This window comes from Mycetocola spongiae (assembly GCF_020424085.1).
Lineage (GTDB): Bacteria > Actinomycetota > Actinomycetes > Actinomycetales > Microbacteriaceae > Mycetocola > Mycetocola spongiae.
Genome location: NZ_CP080203.1, coordinates 2847145 through 2870242 on the forward strand (window position 1 = coordinate 2847145; position 23098 = coordinate 2870242).

General features: G+C 67.7%; 25 protein-coding genes and 1 tRNA gene. 12 read left to right on the forward strand and 14 right to left on the reverse strand.

Annotated features, from left to right (window positions below; genetic code table 11):
- Positions 1 to 27: 27 nt before the first annotated feature.
- Entirely contained in the window at positions 28 to 606 is a 579-nt protein-coding gene (locus KXZ72_RS13065; protein WP_226081367.1) for a 5-formyltetrahydrofolate cyclo-ligase, read from the reverse strand.
- A gap of 97 nt (positions 607 to 703) precedes the next feature.
- On the opposite strand from KXZ72_RS13065, the gene galU reads away from it, so the two are divergent.
- The 4 genes from galU (at position 704) to KXZ72_RS13085 (ending at position 3475) form a co-directional block, all read left to right on the forward strand.
- Complete coding sequence (gene galU, locus KXZ72_RS13070) at positions 704 to 1600, forward strand: UTP--glucose-1-phosphate uridylyltransferase GalU (protein ID WP_226081368.1); 897 nt, start codon at positions 704 to 706, stop codon at positions 1598 to 1600.
- A 38-nt stretch (positions 1601 to 1638) separates the two neighbouring features.
- Positions 1639 to 2316 carry a GNAT family N-acetyltransferase gene (locus tag KXZ72_RS13075; protein ID WP_226081369.1) on the forward strand — a complete coding sequence of 226 codons (678 nt, stop codon included), beginning with the start codon at positions 1639 to 1641 and terminating at the stop codon, positions 2314 to 2316.
- 76 nt (positions 2317 to 2392) lie between these two features.
- Positions 2393 to 3322: a hypothetical protein gene (locus KXZ72_RS13080; RefSeq protein ID WP_226081370.1), complete on the forward strand. Its 930-nt coding sequence runs from the start codon at positions 2393 to 2395 to the stop codon at positions 3320 to 3322.
- Positions 3323 to 3402: 80 nt separating this feature from the next.
- Positions 3403 to 3475: transfer RNA gene (locus KXZ72_RS13085), tRNA-Ala, on the forward strand.
- A gap of 88 nt (positions 3476 to 3563) precedes the next feature.
- On the opposite strand, the gene KXZ72_RS13090 is transcribed toward KXZ72_RS13085, so the two are convergent.
- From KXZ72_RS13090 to KXZ72_RS13110, 5 genes are all read right to left on the reverse strand, one after another.
- Positions 3564 to 4184 carry a histidine phosphatase family protein gene (locus KXZ72_RS13090; RefSeq protein WP_226081371.1) on the reverse strand — a complete coding sequence of 207 codons (621 nt, stop codon included), beginning with the start codon at positions 4182 to 4184 and terminating at the stop codon, positions 3564 to 3566.
- Positions 4181 to 5686 (reverse strand): FGGY-family carbohydrate kinase, encoded by a 1506-nt coding sequence (locus KXZ72_RS13095; RefSeq protein ID WP_226081372.1) that lies wholly within the window; start codon positions 5684 to 5686, stop codon positions 4181 to 4183. Before KXZ72_RS13095 ends, KXZ72_RS13090 begins: the two co-directional genes overlap by 4 nt.
- Positions 5686 to 7143: an FGGY-family carbohydrate kinase gene (locus tag KXZ72_RS13100; RefSeq protein ID WP_226081373.1), complete on the reverse strand. Its 1458-nt coding sequence runs from the start codon at positions 7141 to 7143 to the stop codon at positions 5686 to 5688. The genes KXZ72_RS13095 and KXZ72_RS13100 overlap by 1 nt, the downstream gene beginning before the upstream one ends.
- Positions 7140 to 8207: a 2-hydroxyacid dehydrogenase gene (locus KXZ72_RS13105; protein WP_226081374.1), complete on the reverse strand. Its 1068-nt coding sequence runs from the start codon at positions 8205 to 8207 to the stop codon at positions 7140 to 7142. The genes KXZ72_RS13100 and KXZ72_RS13105 overlap by 4 nt, the downstream gene beginning before the upstream one ends.
- Positions 8208 to 8313: 106 nt before the next feature.
- Positions 8314 to 9093: a DeoR/GlpR family DNA-binding transcription regulator gene (locus KXZ72_RS13110; protein ID WP_226081375.1), complete on the reverse strand. Its 780-nt coding sequence runs from the start codon at positions 9091 to 9093 to the stop codon at positions 8314 to 8316.
- A gap of 183 nt (positions 9094 to 9276) precedes the next feature.
- Between KXZ72_RS13110 and KXZ72_RS13115 the strand changes: the two genes are divergently transcribed.
- The 6 genes from KXZ72_RS13115 (at position 9277) to KXZ72_RS13140 (ending at position 15457) form a co-directional block, all read left to right on the forward strand.
- Positions 9277 to 10356, forward strand: coding sequence for a substrate-binding domain-containing protein (locus KXZ72_RS13115; protein ID WP_226081376.1), 1080 nt, complete (start codon positions 9277 to 9279; stop codon positions 10354 to 10356).
- A gap of 36 nt (positions 10357 to 10392) precedes the next feature.
- The gene (locus tag KXZ72_RS13120; protein ID WP_226081377.1) at positions 10393 to 11184 is read left to right on the forward strand and encodes an ATP-binding cassette domain-containing protein; all 792 of its coding nucleotides are present in this window, start codon (positions 10393 to 10395) and stop codon (positions 11182 to 11184) included.
- 11 nt (positions 11185 to 11195) lie between these two features.
- On the forward strand, positions 11196 to 12449 hold the full coding sequence (locus tag KXZ72_RS13125; protein WP_226081378.1) for a sugar ABC transporter permease: 1254 nt from the start codon (positions 11196 to 11198) through the stop codon (positions 12447 to 12449).
- A 45-nt stretch (positions 12450 to 12494) separates the two neighbouring features.
- Positions 12495 to 14456, forward strand: coding sequence for a bifunctional aldolase/short-chain dehydrogenase (locus KXZ72_RS13130; RefSeq protein ID WP_226081379.1), 1962 nt, complete (start codon positions 12495 to 12497; stop codon positions 14454 to 14456).
- Positions 14457 to 14543: 87 nt separating this feature from the next.
- Entirely contained in the window at positions 14544 to 14996 is a 453-nt protein-coding gene (locus tag KXZ72_RS13135) for an SRPBCC family protein (protein WP_226081380.1), read from the forward strand.
- Positions 14993 to 15457, forward strand: a complete 465-nt coding sequence (locus KXZ72_RS13140) for a MarR family winged helix-turn-helix transcriptional regulator (protein ID WP_226081381.1) — start codon at positions 14993 to 14995, stop codon at positions 15455 to 15457. The genes KXZ72_RS13135 and KXZ72_RS13140 overlap by 4 nt, the downstream gene beginning before the upstream one ends.
- A 61-nt stretch (positions 15458 to 15518) precedes the next feature.
- Here KXZ72_RS13140 and KXZ72_RS13145 read toward each other — a convergent pair whose 3' ends face one another.
- The 4 genes from KXZ72_RS13145 to KXZ72_RS13160 all read right to left on the reverse strand — a co-directional run bounded on the left by KXZ72_RS13145 (position 15519) and on the right by KXZ72_RS13160 (position 18346).
- Complete coding sequence (locus tag KXZ72_RS13145) at positions 15519 to 16505, reverse strand: nucleoside hydrolase (RefSeq protein ID WP_226081382.1); 987 nt, start codon at positions 16503 to 16505, stop codon at positions 15519 to 15521.
- A gap of 103 nt (positions 16506 to 16608) precedes the next feature.
- Complete coding sequence (locus KXZ72_RS13150) at positions 16609 to 17283, reverse strand: alpha-ketoglutarate-dependent dioxygenase AlkB family protein (RefSeq protein ID WP_226081383.1); 675 nt, start codon at positions 17281 to 17283, stop codon at positions 16609 to 16611.
- Positions 17280 to 17867: a methylated-DNA--[protein]-cysteine S-methyltransferase gene (locus KXZ72_RS13155; protein WP_226081384.1), complete on the reverse strand. Its 588-nt coding sequence runs from the start codon at positions 17865 to 17867 to the stop codon at positions 17280 to 17282. Before KXZ72_RS13155 ends, KXZ72_RS13150 begins: the two co-directional genes overlap by 4 nt.
- Positions 17864 to 18346 (reverse strand): RNA polymerase sigma factor, encoded by a 483-nt coding sequence (locus KXZ72_RS13160; RefSeq protein WP_226081385.1) that lies wholly within the window; start codon positions 18344 to 18346, stop codon positions 17864 to 17866. The genes KXZ72_RS13155 and KXZ72_RS13160 overlap by 4 nt, the downstream gene beginning before the upstream one ends.
- Positions 18347 to 18498: 152 nt before the next feature.
- Here KXZ72_RS13160 and KXZ72_RS13165 point away from each other — a divergent pair, with 152 nt between their 5' ends.
- Positions 18499 to 18696, forward strand: a complete 198-nt coding sequence (locus KXZ72_RS13165) for a hypothetical protein (RefSeq protein ID WP_226081386.1) — start codon at positions 18499 to 18501, stop codon at positions 18694 to 18696.
- Between the two features lie 66 nt (positions 18697 to 18762).
- Positions 18763 to 19413 carry a Pr6Pr family membrane protein gene (locus KXZ72_RS13170; RefSeq protein WP_226081387.1) on the forward strand — a complete coding sequence of 217 codons (651 nt, stop codon included), beginning with the start codon at positions 18763 to 18765 and terminating at the stop codon, positions 19411 to 19413.
- Here KXZ72_RS13170 and KXZ72_RS13175 read toward each other — a convergent pair.
- The 4 genes from KXZ72_RS13175 to KXZ72_RS13190 form a co-directional block, all read right to left on the reverse strand.
- The gene (locus tag KXZ72_RS13175; protein WP_226081388.1) at positions 19410 to 20492 is read right to left on the reverse strand and encodes a glycosyltransferase family 4 protein; all 1083 of its coding nucleotides are present in this window, start codon (positions 20490 to 20492) and stop codon (positions 19410 to 19412) included. The two genes, KXZ72_RS13170 and KXZ72_RS13175, sit on opposite strands and share 4 nt — an antisense overlap.
- Positions 20493 to 20723: 231 nt before the next feature.
- Positions 20724 to 21263, reverse strand: coding sequence for a hypothetical protein (locus KXZ72_RS13180; protein WP_226081389.1), 540 nt, complete (start codon positions 21261 to 21263; stop codon positions 20724 to 20726).
- Positions 21260 to 22498 carry a S24/S26 family peptidase gene (locus KXZ72_RS13185; protein ID WP_226081390.1) on the reverse strand — a complete coding sequence of 413 codons (1239 nt, stop codon included), beginning with the start codon at positions 22496 to 22498 and terminating at the stop codon, positions 21260 to 21262. The genes KXZ72_RS13180 and KXZ72_RS13185 overlap by 4 nt, the downstream gene beginning before the upstream one ends.
- A 20-nt stretch (positions 22499 to 22518) precedes the next feature.
- Complete coding sequence (locus KXZ72_RS13190) at positions 22519 to 23097, reverse strand: SipW-dependent-type signal peptide-containing protein (RefSeq protein ID WP_226081391.1); 579 nt, start codon at positions 23095 to 23097, stop codon at positions 22519 to 22521.
- Position 23098: the final 1 nt, after the last annotated feature.

The following is a 23098-nucleotide window of genomic DNA, read 5'->3' on the forward strand; positions in this document are numbered from 1 at the left end:
AACGAAGGGAAAAGCGGGAGGGAGAACTTAGAACTCGAGGACCTGCGCGGGGGTCACAACGCCGTTTACCGGGCGGTCGTGCACCTCCTGCGGAACGGTATCCAGGATTTCATTATCAAAAAGAACGGCAAAAACGGGAGGGCAGCGATCCATCGACCCGAGGGTCTTATCAAAATAGCCGCGGCCCCAGCCCATGCGCATACCCGTGCGGTCCACCGCGGCGGCCGGCACGATGATGAGGTCAACATCGTTGATGGCAATCGGCCCCAGCAGCTCACCCACGGCCTCGTTGATACCAAAGAGGCCCTCGGTCTCGGCTCCGGTCTCGCCCACGGTCCAGTCCAGCAGGCCATCCTCGCGGCTGATCGGGAACAGCACACGCATGCCCCGCTCGCCGGCCCAGTTCAGGAACGGACGGGTATTGGGCTCGGTGGCCCGGGACAGGTAACACGCAATATTGGTGGCACCGGTGCGGGTGACGAGGTCGATGAGGTTGGCGGTGAGACCGCTCGCGGAATTCTCGAGCTCGGTGCTGGTGAGATTCCGGCGACGCTCACGGAGTTCGGCGCGCAGCGCCCGCTTTTGATGATCTGCCTGTGTGGCCATGCACTCATTCTAGGCGGGAACCGCGGGTCTCGGGCCAATCCGGCCCCGGCGGAGGAAATTACTCGTCTAGCGAACCCGACGCCGATAGGCTGGGGCCATGTCTAACTCCGTGCGTAAGGTTGTTATCCCCGCCGCCGGCCTGGGGACGCGTTTTCTCCCGGCCACCAAGGCCATGCCCAAGGAAATGCTCCCCGTGGTGGATAAGCCCGCCATTCAATACGTGGTCGAGGAGGCGGTGGATGCCGGGCTCTCCGATGTACTCATGATCATCGGCCGCAATAAAAACGCTCTTGCCAACCATTTTGACCGGGTAACGGAGCTGGAGCTAAACCTCAAGCGCAAGGGTGACCACGATCACCTCGAGCAGGTGGAGGAGGCCAGCGATCTGGCCGATATCCACTTCCTGCGCCAGGGCGACCCGCTGGGCCTGGGGCACGCGGTGCTGCGCGCCCGCCGCCATATCGGCAATGAGCCCTTCGCCGTGATGCTCGGCGACGACCTGATCGACGCGCGCGATCCCCTGCTGAGCAAGATGATCGAGGAGCAGGGCAAGCGCCAGGCCACGATCATCGCCCTGATGGAGGTTGCGCCCGAGGCCATCTCGCTCTACGGTGCCGCCGCGGTGGAGCCCACGGAGGACCCGCAGGTGGTGCGCGTGACCGGGCTGGTGGAAAAGCCCGCGGTCGAGGACGCCCCCTCCAACCTCGCGATCATCGGCCGCTATGTGCTGCGCCCCGAGGTTTTTGGAATCCTGGAGCACACCAAGCCCGGCAAGGGCGGCGAGATCCAGCTGACCGATGCGCTCCAGGAACTGGCCGCCGATGAGGAGATCGCGGGCGGTGTTTATGGCGTGATCTTCACGGGTCGCCGCTATGACACGGGTGACCGCGCCGACTATATTAAGGCCATCGTGCAGCTCGCCGTGGACCGCGAGGACCTCGGCCGGGAGCTTAAGCCCTGGCTCAAAGACTTCGTCGCGGGCCTGGCCGACTAAAACCCTCCACCCACCTCACCGATCGGGGGCGAGCCGGCATGGCCGCATTCTCCTTTCCCGTCCTCAGCGACGGACCCATATCGCTGCGTCCGGTGCGCCTGCGCGATGCCCGCGAGCTCGAACGCGAGCTCATGGTCAACCGCGCGTGGCTGCGGCCCTGGGAGGCCACGAGCCCGCGCGGGCTGCGCTCCTTTGACGTGCGCGGCAGCATCCGCGGGATGCTCGCGGCCGCGCGCGCGGGCGAGGGCCTGCCGCTGATCATGGAATACGAGGGGCGGATGGCGGGACAGCTGAACGTCTCGGGGATTACCTATGGCTCGCTGTCCTCGGCGAGCCTGGGCTACTGGGTCTCGCACCGCTTTGCCGGGCTCGGGATCACGCCCACGGGCGTGGCCCTCGCCACCGAATACGCGTTTCGGGAGCTGGGGCTTCACCGCATGGAGATCTGCATCCGCCCGGAGAACGCGCCGAGCCTCGCGGTGGTCAAAAAGCTCGGGTTCCGCTATGAGGGGTTACGGCGGCGCTATATCCATATCGACGGCGATTGGCGCGATCATTTCTGCTTTGCCCTCGTGAACGAGGAGGTGCCCGGGGGCGTGCTGGAGCGCTGGAAGCTGGGCCTCGTGGACCCCGCGGCCGCCGCGATTCCGGAGGCCGATCGCGAGGCCGCGGCCCACCCGATTCATACCGTGCCACCCGGATTTCACCTCTATTAGCCATACCCGTTAGTCGTTATCGGGACACACCCCTCCGAATGGCGCAATCCGCGGCGGAAGCCCGTACCGTGGAGCTATGACTGGTGGTGGAATGATGAGCGGCGGCATCGTGATCGCGATCGCCGCAGTGCTCTGGCTCATCTATCTGGTTCCTACCTGGCGTCGGCGCAGCGAGTATCTCGCCACCGAACGCAATGCCGTGCGATTGCAGCAGACCATGCGCATCCTCGCGGAGACCACCGAGCTTCCCGGCCAGGTACACCTGGAGATTTCGGCGCGCGAGGTGGCCGAAAAACAAAAGGTCCTGCGCAAGGTGCAGGCCGAGGCGCGCGAGCGTGCCCGGGCCGAGGCTCTGGAGGAGGCCGCAAAACTGCGTGCCGAACTCACCGCACGTCCCCCCGTGGCCGCCCAGCGCAGCCGCGGTCGCAAGCGTGCCCGGCGCACCGCCGCCGCCACGATGCTGATGGGTGCCATCGCGCTGGTCTGGGGCGTCATTATTCTTCTGGGTGGCGGGGCCCCGATCCTCGCGATCGTGGGTGGCCTCGCTGCCGTGGGCGGCGTGAGCGCCGTCACGCTGCTCGCCCGTCCCGTGCGCATGGTGCGGGTCGAGCCGGCGCCCGCGAGCGCCCCGGCGGCCTCGCAGCCGCTCGTGGACCTGGCCGATCCGCTCACCCCCAATATCCCGCAGGCGGCGCCGCTGGAGCCCGGCTGGCTGCCCACCGAGCTTCCGCAGCCCCTGTATAACTCGCAGGGTTCCGCCGCGGCCACCGCGATGGCCCGCGCCGATGCCCAGGACGCCCTGCGTCGCGCGGCACTCGCGCAGGTCTTGGCCGAGCGCGCCGAACAGCTCTCCCCGCCCGAGCCCGTGGCGATCACCCCGCCGCAGGCCCCCGAGACGCGGCAGGGCCCGCCGAGCCGCTTCGCGCATATGGGCGTGGTGGACGAATATGCCGAGGGCGGCGTGGAGACCGTGGATCTGATCGCCCGTCGCCGCAACGCCGGCTAAGCCATACGCGACACCGGGGCAATTTACGCGGCCAATGGTCGGCATCGGGTCCGGCGGCGTGATAATGTTTTAACCCATAAGGGTCTGTGGCGCAGTTGGTAGCGCGCTTCGTTCGCAATGAAGAGGTCGGGGGTTCAATTCCCCCCAGATCCACACCGAGAAAGCCCCGGCCTCTGGCCGGGGCTTTTGCATTTATCCCGGAATCCTGGGCCGAATAGGCCCCGGGCTGTGGCTCCGCCGGCTAGGCGCCGGTGGGTGCGTTCAGGCGGACGATGGCCGCGGGATCACCGGGCTCCGCGCCGAGCAGGATCTCGTTCAGCGCGCAGTTCTCCGTCTCCGGGAAAATCCTCCGATAGCCATCGGGGTTTATGCCCAGCAGATCGGTCAGCATCAGGCGCAGCAGCGTGGAATGCATGACCACCAGAACCCGGCCGCCGGGATGGGCCGCCGCGATCTCATGCAGTGCGGGGCGGGCCCGGGCGATCCCGGCCACGCCGCTCTCCCCGCCGGGCAGCGGGCTGCGCCCGGGATTGGCCAAAAACGCGGCGAGTGCCTCCGGGAACTGCGCCGCCATCTCGGTGCGGGTCAGTCCCTCGCCGCGGCCAAAATCAATCTCGCGCACGCGCGGGTCGATCCGCACCCCCAGCCCGGTGGCCTCGGCCGAGGGCTGCGCGGTCAGCCGCGAGCGGGTCAGATCCGAGGAGTAGATCGCGTCCAGGCGCGCACCGCGGGCCCAGCGCCCGAGCGCATCGGCCTGGGCAAAGCCGCGTGTGGTCAGTCCAATATTGCTGCTACCGGTATAGCGGTTCTCGGCGTGCCAGGTGGTCTCGGCATGGCGCACGAGGAAGAGGCGGGTAGTCATGGATGGATCCAATCAAGCTCGGCGAGGGTGGCCCGGAAGCGGGCGTAGAGGTCTTCGGTGCGCGGACGCAGGGCCGGGTCGGGGTCGATGATCCGGCTGATGCGCCCGAGCCTGCGCGCGGTATCGGCGAGCGAGTGGCCCCCGCCCGTCGCGGACCAGGCCGCCAAAATGGCCATACCCAGCGCGCCCTCGGTGGAGGCCGGAATGGATACGGGGGTATCCAGCATCGTGGCGCGCAGCCGATTCCAGAGCGGGCTGCGGGTGCCGCCACCCGAGGAGGTGAGCCTGCCTGTCAGGCCCGCACCGAGGGCGTTTAGCCGGTCATAGGCGAGCCGCTCCACACACGCTACGCCGCCGAGAATCCCCGCAAATACCGTGGTATCGCCGCCGCTGCCCGGCCCGGTGGCGGGCAGCGGCGTGGTCGAGCCCTCGCTGCGCAAAAAGCCGCTGGCCCGGGGCAGGGCCAGCGGAAAGCGTTCGCCCCGCCCCACGAGGGGATAGGCCACCGGGAGCGCGGCGGCCGGGCCGCCCGGGGCGAGGGTGGCCTCCAGCCCGGAACCCAGCGCGTCCAGGTCGCGGCCGGGCAGTGCGAGGCTCAGCGCACCGGCCCCGGCGCTGGACGCGCCCCCGGGAAACCAGGCCCCGGGCTCGGGCGAGCGATGCGAATACACCACGCCGGAATCATCCGCCACCGGGGCGGGCGAGACCCCCTTAATCACGAGGGTGGTCCCGATCACGCTGTGGCGATCACCCAGGCCGAGGGCCCCCGCACCAAACTGGGCGGCGCAGCCATCGGTGGTCCCGGCGAGGATCGGGATACCCGCGGGCATCCCCGTGCGCTCGCACCACGCAGCCGAGGTCTCGCCCAGCACCGTGCCCGGCGCGACCACCTTAGGCAGCAGCTCCGGGGGCACCCCGAGGCGTTCCAGCACGGCCTCGGGCCAGCATAGATCCTGGGTATTATACCCGGTCTTCAGCGCGCTGGTCCAATCGGTGGGGACCGCGTGCCCGGCCAGTGCCGCGCCGATCACATCGCCCTGATGAGCGATCCGGGCGGTACCCGCGGGCAGCCCGCGGCGCAGCAGATCCATCAGCGAGGGCAGCGCCCAGGACGGCTGAATGCGCACCCCGAGCCGGGCCCAGAGCGCGGGTTCGGCGGCATGCACCTCCGGGCCATGGGCCGCACCGCGGGCATCGTCATACATGATCGCCGCACCCGTGGCGCGGCCCGCGGCATCCACGGGAATGATTGTGCCCGAGGTCGAGCAGATCGCGAGTGCCCGCAGATCGTGCACCCGCGCGCCCAGCGCGGCGCACACCCGGGCGGCAATATCCGCACACGCGGCGATCCACTCCGCGGGATCCTGTTCGTGCCGCACTCCCTCGCGCACACCACCCAGGGGATGACCGGCCTGGGCCAGGATCTCGCCCGCCTCGTCCACCACCAGGGCCTTCACGCTCTGGGTGCCCAGGTCGATGCCCAGCCACAGCGGTCCGGACACTAGCCGCGCCATTTCTCGCGCGCCGTGCCCAGGTCATCGCGATAGCGCGCAAAGCCCGCGTCATAGGCGCGGGTATTTTCGCGGTTGGGGGTGATCACATCGCGATCGGCCCGCCACGCGGCGCGGTCGATTGGGTCGCCCAGGCTATCCCAGGCCACGAGTGCCGCGCCGCGCGCGCCCACCAGCTCCTGGCGCGGCAGATGAATCGGCCGGCCCAGCACATCCGAGAACAGCTGGGCCCAGGCGCGGGACTTCATGCCGCCGCCCGTGGCCGAGAGCTCGCCGCTCAGCCCGATGGTATCGAAGATATGCCGCGCGGAATAGGCCACGGCCTCACACATCGCCCGGATGATATCGGCCTGGGTGCTGCCGAGTTCCAGCCCGGTGAACTGGCCGCGCGCGGCGGGGGCCACAAACGGGGCGCGCTCGCCCGAGGGGGAGAGGAAGGACAGCGCCCGCACGCCGTTGGCACCCACCGGGCTGCCCTCGATCAGCGAGCCCAGATCCTCCATTGCAAAACCAAAGAGGCCGCGCATCCAGTCCACGCTGGTGGTGCCCACCATCGAGGGCATAACCCGCAGATAGAGGCCCTCCTCGGGGGTGGTTTGCCACATACCCGCGGGCTCGCTGCCGGGGATGACCGTGGCATCGCGGGTATAGGACTGGCAGCTCAGGGTGGTGCCCAGCACCACGGTTCCCTCGCCCTCGTTCAGCGAGCCGCAGCCGATTCCGCAGGCCTGAACATCAAACGGACCGCCGCTCACCGGGGTGCCGATGGGCAGCCCCAGCAGGTCGGCACCCTCGGCGTTCAGGGCAAAAAGAACGCCCGGGGGAGTGGGCGGCGCGAGCAGGTGCCGCCACTCGGAGATGCCACACAGGGCGATGGCCTCCTCGTTATAGGTGCGCGTGACCACGTCCAAAAACGGCATCGACGCATCCGCGGGGTCCACGGTGATCACGCCGGTCAGGCGCTGAACCACGGCATCCGCGCAGTGCCCGGCCACGGCCGCGCGCTCCAGGGACTCGGGCTCATGCCGCGCCAGATAGGCGATCAGGCCCGCATGCGAGCCGGCAAAAATACCCGAACCTGTCAGCTCAAAGGCGCGCTGCACCACCGAGGTGGCACCGCCGCGATTCCACTCGGCCACGATATCGCTCGCCCGGGCATCCAGCCAGGAGATCGGGGGGCGCACGGCGCGGCCGCGCTCATCACGCAGCCACAGTCCATCCCCCTGCGCGGTGATGGCCACGGCCTCGACCCCGCCCGGGGCGCGCACCGCAACCTCGCGGGCCACTGCCCGCACCGTGCTGATGACCTCCTCGAGGTCCTGCTCCACGCGGCCATCGGGATAGCGCAAGAGCTGTGAGGAGCGGCTGGCATGGGCGATAACCCGGCCGTCGCGATCGATCAGGGCGGCCTTGGTCACCGACGTTCCCACGTCGATTCCGAGGATCATGACGCGCTGGTGGGAGCGGCATCCAGCACGGCGGGATTGGCCACATAGAGCGGGCGCTCGCCGGCCAAAAAGAGCGCGGCCTCGTGGGCGATCACGCGGGCGGCGCGCTCGGCGGTCTGCCGGGTGGCCCCCGCGAGGTGCGGGGTCATCACCACATTGGGGGCGGAAAACAGCGGCCAGGTGGGTCCCGGGGGCTCCTCGTCATAAACGTCCAGGGCGAGGGCCCCGAGGGCTCCGCTCTCCAGGAGTGCGGGCAGCGGGGCATAGTCGAGGAGCCCGCCGCGCGCGCTATTAACCAGCACCGCGCCGTGCGGCAGCAGGGCGAGGTTCTCGGCGTTCAGCAGGTGGTGGGTCTCCGGGGTGAGCCGGGCGTGGATGCTGATCACATTGCTCGCGCGCAGCACATCCTCGAGCGGGAGCACACTCACGCCCTCGGCCGCGGCGGCCTCCACATTGGCATAGGGGTCATAGGCGAGCACGCGCGCCCCAAAGGCCTGCAGGATCTTGGCAACGATCCGGCCGATTGCGCCATAGCCCACGAGGCCGATCGTATTGCCGGAGATCTCCCGCCCGGTCTGCGCATAGGTATAGTAATCGCCGCGCCACTGGCCGTTTTTCAGTTCGCCATCGGCCACGGCGATCTTGCGCATCGCCGCGAGCATCAGGCCCACGGCAAATTCGGCGGCGGCCTGGGCATTACGGGCGGGCGCGAAGGACACCACAACTCCCGCGCGGGTCGCGGCCTCAAGGTCCACGTTCACGGGGCCGCCGCGGCAGACACCGATAAAGCGCAGCTCGGGGCAGGCATCAAATACGCGCGCGGTGAACGGGGCCATCTGGGTCAGGGCCACCTCGGCCCCGCGCAGGCTCGCGATCAGCTCATCCACATCGCCGCTGGCCTCGTCCACGCCCTCGACCGGGCCAAACGGGGTGAGCGGCCAGTCCAGGGTGACCTCGGTGTACGTGGCCGGGGCCGCGCCCGCCGCGTGCAGTTCCTCGCTCAGCGACGCCGAGAGTGTCTCGGCGAGGATGAAGTGATCTCCGGAGGAGAGGACGTGTGTCATGAGCAACCTTTTCTACATTGAAGGGTGTTGCGCGACGGAAGATCGAGCGCTGAGTTCAGATACTAACAGCACAAATGTTAAGTTTTAACAGCGAAGTTGTGATTTTTTAGAGTTCGGCCACGTGAACCGTGGTGATATCGCGGATCTGGGCGATAAATTCCTCGCTGACATCCGAGGTGAGAATCACATCGCTGAACTCGCTCAGCTCGGCAAAACGGTGCAGCGAGGTCTTGCCCACCTTGCTGGAATCCATGAGCAGCACCGTGCGGGTTCCGCAGTCCAGCATGGCCTGCTTCATCTCGATAATGCTCTGTTCCTGATGGTAGGTGCGCGTGGTATCCATGGCCGAGGAGGAGTGGAACGTGAAGTCCACGGCGTAATTATCCAGGCCCGTGAGCGAGGCCGGGCTGATGAAGGAGTTATGCGAGCGCGAGTAGCGCCCGCCGATCATGAAGAGCTGAATCTCGTCGATATCCACAAATAGATCCGCGATGGGACGGAAGTTGGAGACCACGGTGAGGGGCTGTACCTCCGCGAGAATCCGGGCCAGGGCGAAGACCGTGGTGCTATCGTCCAGCATCACGGACATGCCGGGTTCGATCAGCTCCAGCGCCTTGCGGGCGAGGGCATCCTTGGCCGCGGAGTTCTGTTGCATGCGGAATTCGGAGCTGGATTCAAACGCGCTGGTGGCCTGGGCGGATACGCCCCCGTGGAAGCGGCGCAGGAAGCCGCGGCCCGCGAGCTCGTCAATATCGCGGTGGATGGTCATGGCCGATTTTTCGGTGAGTTCGGCGAGCTCGGCGGCGGTCGCGGACCCGTGCTCGGCCACATAGGCGATGATGCGCTGGTGCCGTTCGGAACGCTTATTGTGCTGTGTGTCCTTCAAAGTTTTCCGCCCCCAGAGTTGGTCATGTCAGGCCATCCTATCGACTCAATTTGATAACGCGACGATAAAAATATCATTCCGGGTGGTAGTAATCACGTTTTTAGTGTTATTCTCGCTGACAGCTGCACCAAGAACACCAACCCCCACAAACCACAGAGCTGTGGTTTAGCCCGAGGAGATTCAATGATGAAGTTCTATAAGCGCAAGATTGCCGTGGTCGGCGTTATCGCCGCCCTCACCCTGTCGCTCGCGGCCTGTAGTAGCGAGGACGGCGGAAACGGAGGCGGCGGAGACGCCGCCAACGGCAAGGTCGCCTTCCTGATGCCCAACCTCGCCAGCACCCGCTTTGAGCAGCAGGACAGCCCGCTGTTCAAGGCCAAGATCAAGGAACTCTGCGAGGGCTGCGAGGTCATCTATCAGAACGCCGATGGTGATGCCGCGAAGCAGCAGCAGCAGGCCGATGCCGCGATCACCCAGGGCGCAAAGGTCCTGGTCCTGAACGCCGTGGATACCACCGCCGCCGCCTCGATCGTGGACTCCGCGCAGTCCCAGGGCGTCGCCGTGATCACCTATGACCGCCCCATCCCCAAGGTCGAGGCCGACCTGTATATCTCCTTCGATAACGAGGAGATCGGCCGCTCGATCGCGCAGAGCCTCGTGGACCACCTGCCCCCGGCCACCGGCGAGCAGGGCATCCTGATCGTAAACGGTTCGCCCGCCGATAACGCCGCCGGCCTGATCCGCGATGGCATCCATAAGTCGGTGGACGCGAGCGACTATACCGTCCTCGCCGAATACGACACCCCCGACTGGGACCCCAAGAAGGCCCAGGACTGGGTCTCCGGACAGATCACCCAGTTTGGTGACAAGATCATCGGCGTTGTGGCCGCCAATGACGGCACCGGAGGCGGCAGCATCGCCGCCTTTAAGGCCGCCGGCTGGGCCACCGTCCCCCCGGTGACCGGAAACGACGCCGAGATCGCCGCGATCCAGCGCATCGTCTCGGGCTCGCAGTACAACACCATCTCCAAGCCGATCAAGATCGTCGCCGAGGCCGCGGCCGAGGCCTCGATGGCCTTCCTCAAGGGCGAAAAGCCCACCGGTGACGCCGATGTTTTTGGCACCTCCGCCCGGATCTTTATCCCCACCGTGGTCACCAGCGAGAACGTGAAGGAGGTCATCTTCGACGGCAAGATCTATACCGCCGCGGAGGTCTGCACCGCCGACTATAAGGCCGCCTGCGACGCCCTCGGCATCAAGTAACCCCCACCGCGCTACACGAAAGACAAAGAGATCATCATGACCGATCCCGGGTACGACCCGAGTTCCCTGCACCAGGTGTTGAGCCTGCGTGGCGTCAGTAAAAACTTTGGCGCGGTAGCCGCGCTGACCGATATCGATCTTGACGTGCACTCCAGCGAGGTGGTCGCCATCGTCGGCGATAACGGCGCCGGTAAGTCCACGCTGGTCAAGATCCTGTCCGGGGTTCACGCGCCGAGCTCGGGATCGATCACCTTCGCCGGGGAACCGGTGGAGATCGTCAGCCCGATGGCGGCGATGCAGATGGGCATTGCCACCGTGTTCCAGGACCTCGCCCTGTGCGACAACCTGGACGTGGTGAATAACCTCTTTCTGGGTCGCGAGCTCTCGCCGCTGCGCCTGAACGAGGTGGACATGGAGGTCAAGAGCTGGGAGCTGCTGCGGCAGCTCTCGGCGAAGATCCCCTCCGTGCGCATCCCGGTGGCCTCGCTCTCGGGCGGGCAGCGACAGACCGTCGCAATCGCCCGCTCGCTACTGGGCGAGCCCAAGCTGATCATCCTGGATGAGCCCACCGCGGCCCTCGGCGTGGCCCAGACCGCGGAGGTTCTGAACCTCGTGGAGCGGCTGCGCGAGCAGGGCCTCGGCGTGATCATGATCAGCCATAATATGGCCGATGTGAAGGCCGTGGCCGACCGGGTAGCGGTGCTCCGCCTCGGGAAAAATAACGGAACGTTTGCGGTGAAGGACGTCTCCAGCGAAGACCTGATTGCGGCGATCACCGGCGCCCACGACAACGTGGTGACCCGGCGCGCAGCCGGTCGCGAGAGCTAAGGGAACCGATCATGACCGATACTCAATCCTCCGCCCCTCCCGTGGCCACCGATCTTCAGGACGAGCGCCTGCGCACCCGCAGCGGCGTGCGCGGCGCGATCGCGAACGGCATCGACCGGGTGCGCTCGGGTGATCTGGGCTCGCTGCCCGTGATCATCGGGCTGCTGGTGATCTGGACCATCTTCCAGATCCTGAACCCGTTTTTCCTCTCCCCCGGAAACCTCGTTAACCTCGCGATGGAATCCGCCGCCATCGGCATCATCGCCCTCGGCATCGTGGGTGTGCTGCTGGTGGGTGAGATCGACCTCTCCGTGGGCTCGGTCTCGGGCCTGGCCGCCGCGATCGTGGGCGTCACGTTTGTCAACCAGCGCTGGCCCCTGATCCTCGCGATGCTCGCGGCCGTGGCCGCGGGTGCGCTGATCGGCTGGCTCTATGGCCAGATCCACAACCGCTTTGGTGTTCCGACATTTGTGATTACCCTCGCGGGTCTGCTGGGCTTCCTGGGCCTGCAGCTTTTTGTCCTGGGACCCACGGGAACCATTAATATTCCGTTTGACTCGGGCCTGGTCTGGTTTGGTCAGAAGGCGTTTGTCTCCGAGCCGCTGTCCTATGCCCTCGTGGTGCTGGCCGTGGCCGGCTATGCCGCAATGGCCCTGGCCACCGCGCGCCGCCGCACCCGGGCCGGGCTCTCCGCCCAGTCCCGCACCAGCATCTTTGTGAAGACCGCGGCGCTGGCCGTGCCGCTGCTCTTTGTGACCTGGTATCTCAACCAGGCCCGGGGAATCGGCTGGATGTTTGTGCTGTTCATCGCCCTGGTGCTGATCATGAACTATGCCTATACCCGCACCGCGTGGGGCCGTTCGGTCTTCGCCGTGGGCGGCAACGCCGAGGCCGCCCGCCGCTCGGGAATCCGGGTTAAGAGCGTATATACCTCGGTATTTATCCTGTGTTCCTCGCTCGCCGCCTTTGGTGGGCTGATGGCCGCCGGACGCCTCGCCGCCTCCTCGCAGAGCAGCGGCGCGGGAGACGTCAACCTGAACGCGATCGCCGCCGCGGTGATCGGCGGAACCAGCCTCTTTGGTGGCCGCGGCTCGGCCTTTGCCGCGCTGCTGGGAATCATCGTGATCCAGTCCATCTCCAGCGGCCTGACCCTGATGAACCTGGACTCCTCGTTCCGCTATATGGTGACCGGCGCGGTTCTGCTGCTCGCGGTGATCCTCGATGCCGTCTCGCGCCGCTCGCGCTCGAGCCATGGCAAGGCCTAGTCACCCCTCCTCTTCCCCTCGCTTCACTACACACCTAAGGACATCATGAAAAACCTGTGGCAGTCTCTCGCCCCGACCCGGAGCGAAACCGGAGCACTCGCGGAGGTGGTGCGCGGATCGCGCACCATCGGCGCCCACGAGGACCTGGTGTTGCACGGCGGCGGTAACTCCTCCATTAAGGACACCGTGACCGATGTCACCGGCGCCGAGGTAGAGGTGCTCTATGTGAAGGGCAGCGGCTGGAATATGGCCACGATCGAGCCGGCCGGTTTTGCGCCGCTGCGCATGGACCGGCTGCGCGAGCTGCTGTCGATCGAGTCGATCACCGATAGTGTGCTGGTCAACGAGCTGCGCTGCGCGATGATCCGCTCGGATGCCCCCGATGCGAGCATCGAGGCGCTCCTGCACGCGCTGCTTCCCGCGCGCGCTGTACTGCACTCGCATGCCGATGCGATCGTGAGCCTCACCAATCAGGAGAACCCCGAGGCGCTGATCCGGGAGATCTACGGCAGCGATGTTGTGGTGATTCCCTATGTCATGCCGGGCTTTGACCTGGCCCGCGTCTGCGCCCGGGTCTGGGCCGAGCAGGCCGGCCCCGATACCCGCGGAATGGTGCTGCTGAACCACGGGCTATTTACCTTTGGCGACACGATGGAGGAGGCCTATGGCCGCCACGTGGAACTGATCACGCTCGCCGAGGAGCGCCTGGGCGCGGCCGAGTCCGCCCCCGCCGCCCCCGTGAAGGCGCTGGACCCCGAGCGTATCGCCCGGCTCCGCGGGGAGCTTTCGGCGCAGGCCGGGCGCGCGCTGATCGTCTCCTCCGATACCGATTCCGAGGTCGCGGCATTTGTGGCCCGGCCGGATCTGGCCTCGGTGGCCTCGCGCGGCCCGGCCACCCCGGATCACGTGATTCGCACCAAGCGGCTCCCGCTGGTGGGCACCGATATTGCCGGCTATGTGGAGGAGTATCGCGCGTATTTTGAGCGCAATAAGAATCGTTCAAGCGAGCCGGTGGCGCTGCTGGATCCCACGCCGCGCATCATCCTGGACCCCGGTTTTGGCATGCTCTCGGTGGGCAATACCGTGAAGGATGCCCAGATCGTGCGCGATATCGCGCGGCATACGTTTAACATCATCGACTCCAGCGAGCGCGTGGGCACCTATACCGCGCTTGGCGAGGGCGACCTCTTTGATGTGGAGTATTGGGAGCTGGAGCAGGCCAAGCTGCGCATGAGCGGTGCCCCCGCGGAGCTGGCCGGGCAGATCGCCCTGGTCACCGGTGCCTCCTCGGGTATCGGCCGCGGCTGTGCCGAGTATCTGATGGGCCTCGGGGCCGCCGTGATCGCCGTGGATATCTCGGCCGCGGTGGTGGACCTGCACTCCGATCCGCGCTGGCTCGGCGTACAGGCCGATGTCTGCGATCCGGCGGGCATGGCCGAGGCGCTGCGCCTGGGCGTGGAGCGTTTTGGTGGCCTGGATATTCTGGTGGTGGCCGCGGGGGTCTTTGCCCAGAGCTCGCCGATTTCGGAGCTGGATGCCGCCGTGTGGGAGCGCACGTTTGCGATCAACGTGGGCTCGGTGCAGTCGCTCTTTGCGCAGGCCTATCCGCTGCTCGCGCATGCGCCGGGCTGTGGCAGGGTTGTGGTGATCGGCTCGAAGAACGTGGCAGCACCGGGTCCCGGGGCCGCGGCGTATTCCGCGTCCAAGGCCGCGCTGACCCAGCTGGCCCGCGTGGCCGCGCTGGAGTGGGCCCCCGCGGGAATCCGCGTGAATACGGTGCACCCGGATGCGGTATTTGATACCGGGCTGTGGACGGAGGATCTGCTGAATGAGCGGGCCGCCAAATACGGCATGAGCGTGGAGGACTATAAGCGTCGCAACCTGCTCTCGGCCGAGGTGACAAGCAAAAACGTGGCGCGCATGGTGGGCTCGATGGTCACCGAGACATTTGCCGTGACCACGGGGGCGCAGGTGCCGGTGGATGGTGGCAATGACCGCGTGATCTAGGGATCGGCCGGCGGGCCCGCGCACCCCTCGGGGCGTGCGGGCCCGCCGTGTTTTGACTTTAATATTATATGCGCGCATACTATTTCCATGACGGTTCTGAGTAGCTATGTGACCACCACCCACCATTCCTGCGCCGAAATCTACGCGCGCTGGGCCGATCCCGCGACCTGGTCGGACTGGGACCCCGAGGTGGCCTCGGTGCGGTTCGAGGGCCCCGCGATAGTCGGCGCACGCGGCCGGCTCACCCCTGCCAGCGGCCCGGCGCAGGCATTTATCATTAGCACGCTGCGGCCCGATCGGGAGTTCACGAACCGCGCGGCACTCCCCGGTGCGCACCTCGAATTTGAGCACCTCGTGGAGCCCGATCCCGCGGGATCGCGCATCTGCGTGACCGTGCGGGTGCACGGGGCGCTGCGCCCACTCTGGGCCCGGATCCTGCGCCGCCCACTGGGCCCCGCCGCGCGCCTGAGCGTCACCGGGCTACTCGCGGCGCTTCCCGAGGCGCGCGGTCACACGCTATGCGAGAGGATGGAGCCATGACCCCGCGCCTGAAAACCGATTATCCCGATCCCGCGGGCAGCCCCGGCCTGGCCCTGTGGCGGGTCACCCACTCCTGGCAGCGCCGGATCCGGGCGGCCCTGGCCCCGCACGGCCTCACCCATGTGCAATTTGTGCTGCTGGCCTCGCTGGCCTGGATGGACCACGGCACGCCCGTGACCCAGCGCCGGCTCGCGGAGCTGGCCGGAACCGATGCGATGATGACCTCGCAGGTGCTGCGCGCGCTGGAGGCCCTGGGCCTGGTGCTGCGCACCCCGCATCCCACGGACCGGCGCGCGATGCTGGTACAGCCCACCGCGGCCGGGATCGAGGCGGCCAACCGGGCCAATGGCGCCGTGGAGGCGGCGGATCGCGAGTTTTTTGGTGTCCTGGGCGAGGCCGAACTGGGTGCCCTGCTGCGCGGGATGCGCCGGCTGGAGGCCGGGCCCGGCGAGCCCGGCTAGGCCCCGCACGAACGCCGGCGGCCCCGAACCCCGCGGGGTCCGGGGCCGCCGGTGGTGGTTTTTAGTCGCGCGGGAGCGCGTTGGAGAAGTCCAGGATGCGCTGCAGCAGGATCGGGGCCAGCGGAACATCGGTATCCAGCACCACGCGCGTGCGCACGCCGGGGGTGTCCACCGTGCCCAGGCGCTGGGCGCGCAGATCGCAGATGGTCTGGCCGCGGCCCGGGCCATCGGTGGTATCCACCACCATGTCCACGGCGGGTGCGCGTGTGGCGGTCACGGTGCCCACCGCGAGGGCCACGGCGAGCGGATCGTGCAGCGCACAGCTGCGGTGCCCATAAACGCTGACATAGAAGTTGAAATAAAGATCGAGGATATTACCCAGGGCCTGCGCAAACGGCGAGGGCGAGGCGAGCAGGGCCTGGCGGTCCTCCTCCGTGAATACGTTTTCCATCGTGACATCCAGCGGCACCAGCACGAGGTCCCACTCGGCCTCCAGCATGACCGCAAACGCCTCGGGGTCGTTCCAAATATTGGCCTCGGCCAGCGGGGTCACATTGCCCGGGACCATCGCGGCGCCGCCCATCAGGGTGACCTCGCGGATCAGGCCCGCGAGGGCCGGGTCGCGGCGCAGGGCGTGGGCAATATTGGTGACCGGGCCGATCGTGATCAGTTCCAGCGCGCCGCCGTGCTCATGGGCCAGGTCGATCAGCAGCTGCGCGGCATCCACCGGGGCCACCTCGCGCCCGGAATCGGGAATCTGGACATCGCCGATGCCGTTATGGCCGTGAATATGCGGAACGCCGCCGTTAAACGGGTGGCTCAGCGGATCGTGTGCGCCCAGGGCCACCGGAATATCGGTGCGCCCGGCCAGGGCCAGCAGGTCCAGCGTGTTAATCGCGCCGCGCTCGGCACTGGTATTGCCGCTCACGGAGCCGATTCCCACCAGCTCAATCTCGGGGGAGGCCAGCAGGAGGGCGAGGGCCAGTGCGTCGTCGATGCCGGTATCGCAGTCGAGAAAAACGGGGCGGCGTGCGGGTGAGGTGGTCATGGGGGAGTGTCTCCGATCCGGATCGGTGGGCGCGGCCTGCTGCCGCGTTCCGCTCCCAGTGTATTTGCCCGCGGGGCACCCGGCATCCGGAAACGGAAAAAACCTAGGACTCGCCGAGTCCCGTCTCGCGCAGCGTGATATTGAGCCGCCCGCTCTCCAGCCCGCAGCCGGCGGGCGCGCTTCCCGATTCGATCCGGGTGACCCCGTGATACGCGAGCCGGGACGGCCCACCAAAAACAAAAAGATCCCCCGAGAGGAGGTCCAGGTCACGATATGGCCGCCCGCGCCCCTCGGTATTTCCCCAGCGGAAACGGCACGCATCGCCGATCGAGAGCGAGACCACCGGGGCCCGGGAGCGCTCATCGCGGTCCTGATGCATGCCCATGCTGGCGGCGGAATCATAAAAATTCACGAGCGCCGTATCGGGGGTATAGGCCGCACCCGCGGCGGGATCTCCCGTGGCCTCGGTCACCGCGCGGCGGCCCAATTGCAGCAGCCACTCGGGGAAATCCAGCACCCGGTTGCCGTTCACGTCCACCGCCTCGCGGCTATAGGCATAGGGTCGCCAGTGCCAGCCCAGGCAGACCGTGCGCACCGACATCGGGTAGGCACCGATCCGGGCCGCGCGCGGGGGAACCGGGCCGCGCGCCCACTCGCGAAACCGCTCCACGATCCAGTGCTGCTGCTCCAGCGTGAGCCAGCCCGGAATATGGGTGGCCCCGGGGGAGGGGGTGCTGCGCTCGCGCGGCAGAAAATCCCCTGAAAACAGCGTGCTCATCGCGCGTGCTCCAGTTCCAGCAGCGCGGTTTTGGCCTCCAGCCCGCCGATATAGCCGCCGAGGCCCCCATCGGTGCGCAGCACCCGGTGGCAGGGCAGGACAATCGGCAGGGGGTTGGTGGCACATGCGGAGCCCACCGCGCGCATGGCCCGCGGATTCCCCACGCGCCCCGCCACCTCGCGATAGGTGAGGGTATGGCCGTACCCGATATGCGGGAGAAACTCCTGCACGATGCGGCGGAACGGGGTGGAGAGGGTGTGATCCAGTGGCACTGAAAATCCCGTGCGCGTGCCGGAAAAATACTCCTCCAGCTGGGTGGCCACGGCGTCCAGGCGGGCGGGTGCGTGGAGGATGCGCGGGCCGATCCTTGTGGCCAGGTCCTCCAGCACGGCATCGTGATCCTCGCGGGCAAACGCCACGCGGATCAGCCCGCGCTCCGTGGCCGCCAGCAGCAGGGAACCCACGGGGGTATCCACGGTGCGATAGCCGATCCCCAGCAGATCGGCGCGCTCGGCCTCCGCGGCCAGCCGGCCGCGCAGTCGCTCAAGTGTCGTGGCCTCGGTTTGCGGTGGTAGCCAGGTCATCTCAGGGGTCCCTTCGTGTGGTGGTGGGTGCGCAGCGTGGCCACGCCCGCGGAGCCGGCGCGGCGCGCGGCCTCGGCGCTGCCCCCGATCAGTGCGGCCACCTCGGAATAGGGCAGCCCCCCAAAATAGTGATAGCTCAGGGCGAGGCGCTGGCGTTCGGGCAGCGCGCGCACCGCCGCCCAGAGCTCGTGTTCCTCCCCCGGGATGCCCCGCGTGGAGGCGGTCTCGGGGAGGTGCTCCACGGTGATCGCGCGGCGGGCCCGGGAGCGCGTGATATCGATGGCCTTGCGATGCGCGATGGTCACCAACCAGGCCTCGATATTGGTGTCCTCGGGCAGCGTGGGCCACGCGCGCAGGGCCGCCATAAAGGTTTCGGACCACGCATCCTCGGCATCGGCATGCGCGCCGAGCACGCCGCGGCACACCCGAAGCACCATGTCTTGATGCTCGGTGACCACCGTTTCAAAGATCCGTTTCATGTTCATCACACTGTAGACGCCGCGGCGGGATAAAACGTGAGGTGCGATTTTGGGTGGCCCGCGCGGAGGTGGGTCTGGCCACGATGCCGCTCCCGGGTGTAGGTTTCAGGAAACACGTGAGGCCCATACCTCTCGGAGGGAGAGAACAGATCATGACCGAAGAAACTCCGAAGCCCGGCGTCCAGGTAAAGCCCGGCCCGCATCTGCACCGCTCCACCGCGCCCGCCGCACGGCGCCCGGCCGATCACGAATCCGATCCGGCGCATGATGCCCGGGTGGGAAGCGACTGGTCGGATGAGGGCGGCGCGACGCCCGAGGGTCCCGCCACGCATACAGGTTCCACCCGCTAGCCCGGCCCCCTTTTCACGCCGTCTCGGGCCCGATAATATGGGTCCGAGACGGAAGTGGGACATCCCATGTATGAAGGTTCGGCACCGGAGATAGCCCCGGCCACGCGGATACTGGCGGTGGTGCGCCTGGCCCTGATTGCCCTGGTGGCGGCGGCGATTGCGGCCACGTTCATCGAAACCTCCTCCCGGGAAACGGTAAACCCGCTGAACTTCTTCGGATATTTCACGATGCAGGGAAATATCCTCATGGTCTTTGCGCTGCTGGAGGCAGCGCTGCGCTCGCTCGCGGGCCGCGAACCCACGCGCGGGTGGACGCTGCTGCGCGCCTGCGCGGTGTCCTATATGGCCGTGATCGGTGTGGTGTATAACACCCTGCTGATCGGCCAGGCCGGCGGGGCCACCGTGCCCTGGGCCAATACCGTGCTGCACGTGATCTTCCCGCTCTATGCGGTGCTGGACTGGGTGCTCTGCGCCGATCGCAAAGTTATTGCCTGGCGGCGGCTCTGGGTGGCCCTGATCTATCCGGCGGTATGGACCGCGGTAGTCCTCGCCCGCGGTGCCACCGATGGCTGGGTGCCCTATCCGTTCCTGGACCCGGCGAACGGATATGGCACGGTGGCGCTGTACTGCGTGGGCATCATGATCGTCTTTATCCTCGCGGCGCTGGGGTCCTTTGCCGCGACACGGATCCCCTCGCTGCGCACGCTGCGGCGCTAGTCCCGCTCCGGGCCCACGATCCGGGTCATGGTATCCAGGAGGGCCTGCGCCGAGGCGGTCCAGGAGAAACGACCAATATGCTCGAGCCCCAGCCGCACGCGCTCGGCGCGCAGCGCGGCGTCATCGAGCTCGGTGACCCGCGCGGCAAAATCCCGCGGATCGCGGGCGGCAAAAAAGCCGGCGCCCTCGCCCGCGACCTCGCGGAAGATGGGCATATCGCTGGCCACCGCGGGCACCCCGAGCTCAAGCGCCTCCGCGAGGGGCAGGCCGTAGCCCTCGTCGAGGCTCGCGGTGACCAGCACGGCGTTATCGCGCAGCGCGGCCAGATACTCCTCATCGCTAACGCCGTTATGGAACGTGATATTGGCGCCCGCGGGGGCAAGCGCGTTGAGCTCGGCGCGGCGGGCGGGGGAGATCCGGCTGAGCAGGTGCAGCGTGTGTTCGGGCAGGAACTCCATGCCGCGAATCAGGGTCTCGACGTTTTTATAGTCCATAAAGGAGCCCATATACACCAGATTGCGCGGAGCGCGGGAGATATCGGCGAGTGGGGCATCCTCGCGCGGCTGCGGCGCATTGGGGATGACCACCACGGGGCGTTTGGTCAGGCGTACCCGCTCAAAATCGCGCGCGGTGGTCTCACTCACGGTGGCCACCGCATCCGCGTGATTCAGCGTGATGCGCTGCGGAATATAGCTCAGGTGAAAGAGCCGCCAGCCGAGCCGGATGGGCCAGGCCAGATCGCGCGGGGGAGTGCGGTGGCGATAGTAGATCATGTCGTGCAGGGTCAGGATCAGGCCAAAGCGTCGCCCGCCCGTGCCCATCGTCTGCATCGGGGAGAAAACCACCTCGGGGTTATAGCGGTTGAGGATGCGCGCGGTGAAGGGCTCCCGGATGGAGGTGGGAGCGTGGATCTTCAGCACGCTCGCGCCCTCCGGGAGGCTCGCGCGCTGGCGGTCGTCGTGAATGAGGAAGGTGACCGGGGCCAGATAGGCCAGGGCCTCGCCGAGAGAGGCGGAATAGCGGCTGATCCCGTCGTGGAAATCGGTCCGGATATAGCGCGCGTCAAAGAGGATCCTCATATACGGATCGTATCAGTGTGACCCTCGACCGATACCCCCTGGGGTATATTGGGGGAAACGAAGGAGAATCATCTTGTGTCGCCTCATTATCTGTAAAACCTGCGCCAAGCCCACATGGGCCGGATGCGGCCAACATATCGAGAGCGCCCTGGCCGGGGTGCCCCGCTCGGCCCGCTGCGCGGGACATCCGAAGCCGGAACGACGCGGACCCTGGGCGCGGCTCTTCCGCCGCTAATTGCCGCAGCGGAACCCGCCCAGCAGGAGCCCCAGGATGGGCGAAATATAGTAGATGGTGCGGGTTGCGGCCACCGGCGCGCGCCACAGTACCGCGCCCCCCGCATCGCGGAGAACCGGACGCACCTCCATGGTGGCCGGCGGATTGGCCGGATTAATCAAAAAATCCAGGATATTGGTGAGCAGGGCCACCTCAAATTTCACCGAGGGGGTCGCCGAATAGAGCCGGGTATTGCGGGGGCCGAGGGATACCCGGATCTCGTATTCCGCGCCGGCCGGAAGCGATGCGGGGGCGGCCCAGGTCACCACGATCCAGGTGGGCATCAGTACCCCATACTGGGTGCAGGCCAGGGGAGAGGTCACGGGCGGGATGGTGGCTGCCCGCAGGATTCCGGCCGCAGTCTCGGAGTCGCGCCACTCGGCGGTGGTGGCGGAGAACCGCGAGACCAGCCCCGGCGCGGCGAGCACCAGCCCTCCCACCAGAACCAGAGCGAGTAGGCGCGGGCGTCGGCGCGGCCGGGCATGACGTGCCGTCACGATTGTCCCTCCCCGGCGAGCCGAGCCACGGCGGCCCCCAGCAGAATCACGCCCACGGCCGCGGCGAGAGGCGCCGTGAGATCCGAACCGGCCCGCGGTAGTGCGCCCAGCCGGGTGCCGGGTGCGGCGATGACCTCGCTCTCACCCCCGTCCTCGCCCATGCCCGCGGCGGAGAGGCGCAGCTCCACGCCGCCCTCGTGTCCGCCCCGCGGGCCCGGTGCGAGCCAGGCCGAAACGAGGAACCATGCCGGGGTGTGGTCCCGTAGCTCCGCGATCTGCCGGGTGATTCCGTCCACGCGCGCGGGGCCGGGCTCGCCGATCCGGGTTTCTCCCTCGGCGCAGGTTGTGCCCACCCAGCGCGTGGCGCAGCGGCTGATCGAGGTCATCAGGCCAAGCGCGTCATCGCCCGTGGCCGATACCGAGATCTCCACGGGCGGGAGGATCTGTGCGCTCATCTCGACGCCGACCTGCCAGAGCTCGGTGCGCCCCGGCACCATCGTGGACATGAGCGCGGGATCGCCGATCGAGATAAGCGTGAGTGCGCGCCCGCGGATCACCTGTTCCGTGGGCCCGGCGGGGGCGGCCCGGGCCGCGGGTGCGGGGAGCAGGCCCAGCCCCGCAGCGCACCCGGCGATCAGGACCAGCACAAGAGCCCGACCTGCGGGTGCCGCATGCCGACCGCGCGGGGGCTCTCCCTCGGCTACCTCCCCACGCCCGCCGCCCCGGGGGCGAGGGGAGGCAGCCCGCGGCCAAAAGGCCCAGGTCACCAGGGCCGTGGCCGCGAGGGTGATGCCGCCGATCACGGGGGCCTGCCCCAGCCAGACCAGGACCGCGGCGAGCCCCGGAACCGAGGCGAGCATAATGCGGACCGTGCTCACCAGATAGGGCGCCGGGTCGTCCTGGGCATTGGCATCCCCGCGCATCGTGATGCTGCGCTCGGCCGCGTTGCCGCCCGGGGTGATGCTCGTGACCCGGTGGGTAATCGGCAGTGCCCCGGCCCGGTCCACCGTGACCACATCGCCCACCGCGATCTCGGAGGCCGGGATCTCCCGCACCACCGCCACCGAGCCCGCGGGAATACCCGGGGACATCGACCCCGTCTTGAACATGATCAGGGTGATGTTAAAGAAAAACGCGAGGCCCGCCAGGACGATGCAGATTGCGCCACCCACCGCCGCAATATTCAGCAGAATATTGCCCGCGGTCCCGGCCACGCGTGCGCTCCTGGAGATCATATTTATTCCTTCTCCTTGTACTAGCTGGAGGTGGCATCCACCGACCAGCGACCGCCGAGGTTGGACCCCTGCGCCTCATTGGGGGCGGTGCTGGGGAGCGTGAACTCAAAGCAATAATTCACGCTCCCGGTCCCGCCCGCGGGCAGCACACTCGTGGCCGTGCCCCCGGCGGTGAGCGGGGAACCCGCGGCGATCTGCACCGCCGTGGAGGCCGAGTAGCTCGCCGCATCGCAGGCCGGGGTGGGCACGGTTTTTACGCCATAGCGCAGCCACGCGCCGAGACCCGCGCCGTTTCCGGGGGCCGCCGAGAGCAGGATGGTTCCCGCCACGCTATCGGCGGTGGTGCGCACACTGAACGCCGCGTAGACCGTGCGTCCCGGGGTGAGCGCGCTGGCCGCCGCCCCGCCGGGCGTGAAGGCCAGCGTGGCGGCCGCCGCATCGCTGGGATGCTCGGCAAACGTGCTGCCATCGGTGCTGCCCACGATGCCGAAGGTGCCCGCCCCAAACCTGCCCGCCGCGTTTTCCCGGTCGGTCCAGGCCGCGAGGGTCAGGGCCGAACCGACCCCGAGGACCAGGGCCGCCGCGAGAAGCGCCCGCACC

Coding starts and splice junctions, on each gene's coding strand:
- KXZ72_RS13130 (WP_226081379.1), top strand. CDS start 12,495: ATGAAAAACCTGTGGCAGTCTCTCGCCCCGACCCGGAGCGAAACCGGA.
- KXZ72_RS13065 (WP_226081367.1), bottom strand. CDS start 606: ATGGCCACACAGGCAGATCATCAAAAGCGGGCGCTGCGCGCCGAACTC.
- KXZ72_RS13160 (WP_226081385.1), bottom strand. CDS start 18,346: ATGAAACGGATCTTTGAAACGGTGGTCACCGAGCATCAAGACATGGTG.
- KXZ72_RS13090 (WP_226081371.1), bottom strand. CDS start 4,184: ATGACTACCCGCCTCTTCCTCGTGCGCCATGCCGAGACCACCTGGCAC.
- KXZ72_RS13175 (WP_226081388.1), bottom strand. CDS start 20,492: ATGAGGATCCTCTTTGACGCGCGCTATATCCGGACCGATTTCCACGAC.
- galU (WP_226081368.1), top strand. CDS start 704: ATGTCTAACTCCGTGCGTAAGGTTGTTATCCCCGCCGCCGGCCTGGGG.
- KXZ72_RS13100 (WP_226081373.1), bottom strand. CDS start 7,143: ATGATCCTCGGAATCGACGTGGGAACGTCGGTGACCAAGGCCGCCCTG.
- KXZ72_RS13135 (WP_226081380.1), top strand. CDS start 14,544: ATGACGGTTCTGAGTAGCTATGTGACCACCACCCACCATTCCTGCGCC.
- KXZ72_RS13125 (WP_226081378.1), top strand. CDS start 11,196: ATGACCGATACTCAATCCTCCGCCCCTCCCGTGGCCACCGATCTTCAG.
- KXZ72_RS13155 (WP_226081384.1), bottom strand. CDS start 17,867: ATGACCTGGCTACCACCGCAAACCGAGGCCACGACACTTGAGCGACTG.
- KXZ72_RS13115 (WP_226081376.1), top strand. CDS start 9,277: ATGATGAAGTTCTATAAGCGCAAGATTGCCGTGGTCGGCGTTATCGCC.
- KXZ72_RS13170 (WP_226081387.1), top strand. CDS start 18,763: ATGTATGAAGGTTCGGCACCGGAGATAGCCCCGGCCACGCGGATACTG.
- KXZ72_RS13120 (WP_226081377.1), top strand. CDS start 10,393: ATGACCGATCCCGGGTACGACCCGAGTTCCCTGCACCAGGTGTTGAGC.
- KXZ72_RS13140 (WP_226081381.1), top strand. CDS start 14,993: ATGACCCCGCGCCTGAAAACCGATTATCCCGATCCCGCGGGCAGCCCC.
- KXZ72_RS13165 (WP_226081386.1), top strand. CDS start 18,499: ATGACCGAAGAAACTCCGAAGCCCGGCGTCCAGGTAAAGCCCGGCCCG.
- KXZ72_RS13075 (WP_226081369.1), top strand. CDS start 1,639: ATGGCCGCATTCTCCTTTCCCGTCCTCAGCGACGGACCCATATCGCTG.
- KXZ72_RS13105 (WP_226081374.1), bottom strand. CDS start 8,207: ATGACACACGTCCTCTCCTCCGGAGATCACTTCATCCTCGCCGAGACA.
- KXZ72_RS13080 (WP_226081370.1), top strand. CDS start 2,393: ATGACTGGTGGTGGAATGATGAGCGGCGGCATCGTGATCGCGATCGCC.
- KXZ72_RS13150 (WP_226081383.1), bottom strand. CDS start 17,283: ATGAGCACGCTGTTTTCAGGGGATTTTCTGCCGCGCGAGCGCAGCACC.
- KXZ72_RS13185 (WP_226081390.1), bottom strand. CDS start 22,498: ATGATCTCCAGGAGCGCACGCGTGGCCGGGACCGCGGGCAATATTCTG.
- KXZ72_RS13145 (WP_226081382.1), bottom strand. CDS start 16,505: ATGACCACCTCACCCGCACGCCGCCCCGTTTTTCTCGACTGCGATACC.